The sequence below is a fragment of the Sutterella sp. genome (genome assembly GCF_030539355.1).
In the GTDB taxonomy this organism is placed as follows: Bacteria; Pseudomonadota; Gammaproteobacteria; order Burkholderiales; family Burkholderiaceae_F; genus Sutterella.
This window is the reverse complement of the sequence record NZ_JAUNSF010000164.1, coordinates 1-3,903: the sequence shown is the minus strand read 5'-3', so window position 1 is coordinate 3,903 and position 3,903 is coordinate 1. Positions and strand designations below refer to the sequence as shown.

General features: G+C 64.8%; 3 protein-coding genes. 2 read left to right on the top strand and 1 reads right to left on the bottom strand.

The genetic code is table 11. The features are described 5' to 3' along the window. Positions 1–980 (bottom strand): substrate-binding domain-containing protein (locus tag Q4F91_RS13055; RefSeq protein WP_303338168.1); only part of this gene is annotated, 980 nt, incomplete at its 3' end. Positions 981–1,718: 738 nt separating this feature from the next. On the opposite strand from Q4F91_RS13055, the gene Q4F91_RS13050 reads away from it, so the two are divergent. Together Q4F91_RS13050 and Q4F91_RS13045 are read left to right on the top strand one after the other, a co-directional pair. Then, on the top strand, positions 1,719–2,726 hold the full coding sequence (locus Q4F91_RS13050; RefSeq protein ID WP_303338167.1) for a hypothetical protein: 1,008 nt from the start codon (positions 1,719–1,721) through the stop codon (positions 2,724–2,726). A gap of 95 nt (positions 2,727–2,821) precedes the next feature. After that, on the top strand, positions 2,822–3,787 hold the full coding sequence (locus tag Q4F91_RS13045; protein ID WP_303338166.1) for a hypothetical protein: 966 nt from the start codon (positions 2,822–2,824) through the stop codon (positions 3,785–3,787). Positions 3,788–3,903: the final 116 nt, after the last annotated feature.

Here is a 3,903-nt window from a genome sequence, read left to right as displayed (position 1 = left end):
ATGATCGCAAGCAACGTCTCCAGCCTCCTGCGGTCCTCCGGCTCCGCGAAAGTTTCTTTCCTCCATATGAGCCAGTAGTCCTCCGAGGCCACAGGCACGAACACGAGCTTGCTCGCCGCGGCGGCGGTCTCGAGGCACATCCCCGCCTCGCCGTTCCCGGCGGCGATCGCGGTCGCGACGGCAAGGTGCGAGGGTTCGATGGAGGAGAGGTTCAGATCCTTGAGAACCAGGCCTTCCTTGTGCAAGTACTCCTGCGTGAGCACCGACGTGCCGGTCCCGGGAGCGCGTCCCACCCAGGGGATCTTCTTCTCCACCACGTCCTTGAGGCACGTGATCGAGCCCTCGAGCGAGGGCTTCAGTGCCAGACCCTGGCGCCTCACGCAGAAGAGGCAGCCCTCCATGCCGTCGGGGTCGATCAGCTGGCTGTAAAGCTTCGCGGCCGCGCCGTTCGGAGTTCCGTCCGACGGGAAATTGAAGCCGGCGATGTCGCAGTCACCGGCCTTCAGGGCTTCCAACCCCTGTCTGCTCGTGTTGAAACGCAGATCAAGAAGGATCTTCTGCTCCTGGGCATGGCGCTGCAGGCACACGAGCCGTGAGTCGTAGCACCCCATGATGCGGATGATGGTCGCGTCCGGGTCACAGGCGGTCGCATAGGCATGGTTGAGCTCGGCGCGGATGCGGGTGAGCTCCATGGCGTTGCGAGCTCTCACGCTGCGCTCGGCCCAGAGGAGCTTCATCGCGAGCGGCGTGAGGCGGGCGGGCCTGCCCTGTTCACGGACGATGAGCTTCTGTCCGATAAGGGTCTCGGCCGCCTCAATGCGTCCCCAGAGGTGCCGGTAGGAGAGGCCGAGACTGCGCGCGGCCTGCTGGATGGACTTCTCCGACTCGATGGCCGAGAGATCCCGTATGAGATTGTTCTTGAGGACCGGCTCTGCAGCCTCGTCTGGCAGCAGCCGGTAATAGAGGTCGACGGAAAGCATGATCAAGCCTGATCTGTTCGACAGTCACTGACTTAATCAATTGTAAAGAAAAGACCCGCGCCCCCGATAGCCGTCTCCCTGGCCTACCCGGGAACGCGGGCCTTTTCAACCGGCTCGCTGTATGTTCTGTGCCTCACGGGACCGGCAACTATGTGTCACTCGGTCAGAGGCAGGGCGTAGCTTATGACTTCCCGGGCATATGTTCAAGCCGCACAATTAAAAAAGTTTGCGCGGGATCATGCGAAAGTACCTTCTTCGGGGATGCCGGCATGCGTCCTTTCGGCTGACGGGGATATTACACCTTCGGGTTAGAGAGGCCCTCCGGAACCGCATGGAAAAGGGCGAGTCCTGAAAATTCACCGACCCGCAGGACCACGCCTTCGCGAGCGGAAATCGTGTTCCTGCAGGTACTTTCTCCTAGCGTATACAGGTGAGTGGCAGGACTGCAACGGATGGGCGCCCGGGGATCCCGCTGCCGACGACTACGGCCTTGTCCCGGGCTGTCCTTCAACTGCTCCCGGAGAAGAGGGGGTGTCATCCCGCCGGGAACGCTCACACTCTTCAGCAAGGAGCATCCAAAACTACTCCGAAAGGCGGTCATTCCGGTCGCGAACCGCTCCGTATGATTCAGTCATGCCGCCGCGCTTCCGGCCTCGCCGTCCAACAACGCAATGCCCCGCGACGCACCGAAACAGTTCAGCAGCACACTCCCGTCACCACCTTCACTGCGAAACGCTCATGACTGCCTCCGAAGTCACATCAAGCTCCACCGCGGCCGATGCCGCCTCCTCGTTCATCGAGTCCGTCACCGCGCTCCCCGCCGGCCTCGCGGCCGCAGCGCTTCAGGATCCCGCCGCCGCCCGGAAGTTCGCCGAGAACGTGCTGCAGTTCCGGAACGGCGCGCTGGAGTCGCTGCCGTGGTTCCTCGAGCAGGCCGACCGCGCGCTCTTCCCCATCGCGGGCACGATCGCGAGCATGCGGAAGTTCTTTGAGACCGAGTTCGGCGCGGGCGAGGTGGCGCTCAAGAGCTTCGACCGCAATTCGCCGCAGATGATCCGCAAGATGGCGCTCGGCACCTGGGCCGTCGAGAAGCTCTGCGTGGGCCTCGAGCCGGAGGTCGCGGGACCGGTGCTCGCCGACATGGAATGGTGGAAGGCGTTCACCACCGACTGGGTGCTCGATCACTTCACGCCTTGGGCCCTCTGGATCGCGCTTCCCCCCGAAACGACGGCAGAAGGAGAAGGAAAGGGCAGGGCGCTCCGCGGCTTCTTCACCGGCCTCACCGCCACCGAGTCCGGCCCCGCGCTCTGGTGCCAGCCGGCCTATGGTCATGGCGACCTTCCTCCCGAGGAATGGTTCGAGATCCCGCTTCGGTCCGGCAGGACCTTGGGCGACGTCGCCGGGTCGCTCGCCTTCACGCACTTCGCCGCAGGCGTCCTCGAGGAACAGGCAGGAGAGAAGGGCGATTCGGCCGCAGTTGCAGGCGCCTCATGGCGCGATCGCATGGGAGCAAAAGTCCGCGCGCACGCGGCGAAGTTCCTGCCGCTCTTGGTCGCCGCGGTCGGTGACGAATACGCCCGCGAGTGCCTCCGCGTGGATCTTGGGGCACACGCCTCCGAGCCCGCCAGCACGGCGCTCCCCGTCCGCGACACCCGGGGCGGTGACGTGGCCTTGATCCGCGCGATGACCGCCCGCACGCTCACGGTCGTGAAAGTCACGCAACAAAAAGCAAAAGATCTCAACTGAGCAGGACAGCCTCCGACGCACTGCACTAGAGTCACCTAATCACGACACGCCCGGGTCTTCCCCGGGCCGCCCCGAACCAGCCACGGACCCCGCTCATGACCGCCACTGCCTACAAGCCGCCGCTTCCCGATGACGCCGTTCCCGAGCCGAAGGACCTGACGCGCGGCGTGCTCGCCTCGTGGACGCTTCCGCTCAAACGCTTCGGCGGCAGCTACACGAAGACTCTGGTCGCCTTCCGCCAGTGCGCACTCATGAGGCTGCCGTGGTTCGCGAAGGCTGCCGACCGGGCGTTCCTGCCTGTCTCGGGGTTCGTCGCCATGAGAAAGCGCGAGCTCATTGATCGCGGTGCGCCCCCTGAGCTTCTCGCAGACTTCGACCGTCACGCGCCGCAGATCATTCATTCGCTCGTGAGCGGTGCCTGGGCGGTCGAGAAGATCTGCGTCGGGTTCTCGAAGTCCGTGAGCCGTGCGGTGCTCGAGAACCAGGGCTGGTGGCGTGACTTCCCCTGCGACTGGCTCCTCGAGCGCTACCGGGCGATGAGCATCTACATCGCGATCCCCGAGGACGACCTGCGCGACGACTTCGGCGGGTACCTCACGGGCCTCACCATCCGCGAGGACGGTCCGGCGCTGTACTTCCAGTACGTTCACCCGAGCGGCATGACGCTCCCCGAGATGTACGGCGAGATCCCCCTGCGCCGCGGCGTGAAGCTCGGCCGCATCCAGGAGGTCCTGCGCTACGACCACTTCGCCTTCGACGTGCTCGCGCACAAGGACGAGCTCTCGGCGAAGCCCGGCGAGCCGCCCTTCCGCGAGCGCATGACCGAGGCGGTCCGCGTGAGCGCCGCCGTCGTGCTCCCGCTCCTCATCGCCGCGCTCGGCGACGAGTTCGACCGCCGGTGCCTTGACTGGCACCCCTCGAGCGACACCGCCACGGAGCTTGGGAGCAACATCTCCTTCCACCAGCCCGGAATGAGCGACGAGGAGATGCTCAACGCGATGAGCTGCGGGACCGTCAGGATCGTGGAGATCACCAAGCCGACGGCCCGCGACCTCAACTGAGACCTCTCGCAAAAAAAACGAGAAGACAAGCCTGCCCGCGGTCATCGGCAGCCGCGGGCGAGGCACGAATTACACTTGAGCTGTAACTCTATGAGTTAGGGAATCGAACGGCAGGA

Coding starts and splice junctions, on each gene's coding strand:
- Q4F91_RS13050 (WP_303338167.1), top strand. CDS start 1,719: ATGACTGCCTCCGAAGTCACATCAAGCTCCACCGCGGCCGATGCCGCC.
- Q4F91_RS13045 (WP_303338166.1), top strand. CDS start 2,822: ATGACCGCCACTGCCTACAAGCCGCCGCTTCCCGATGACGCCGTTCCC.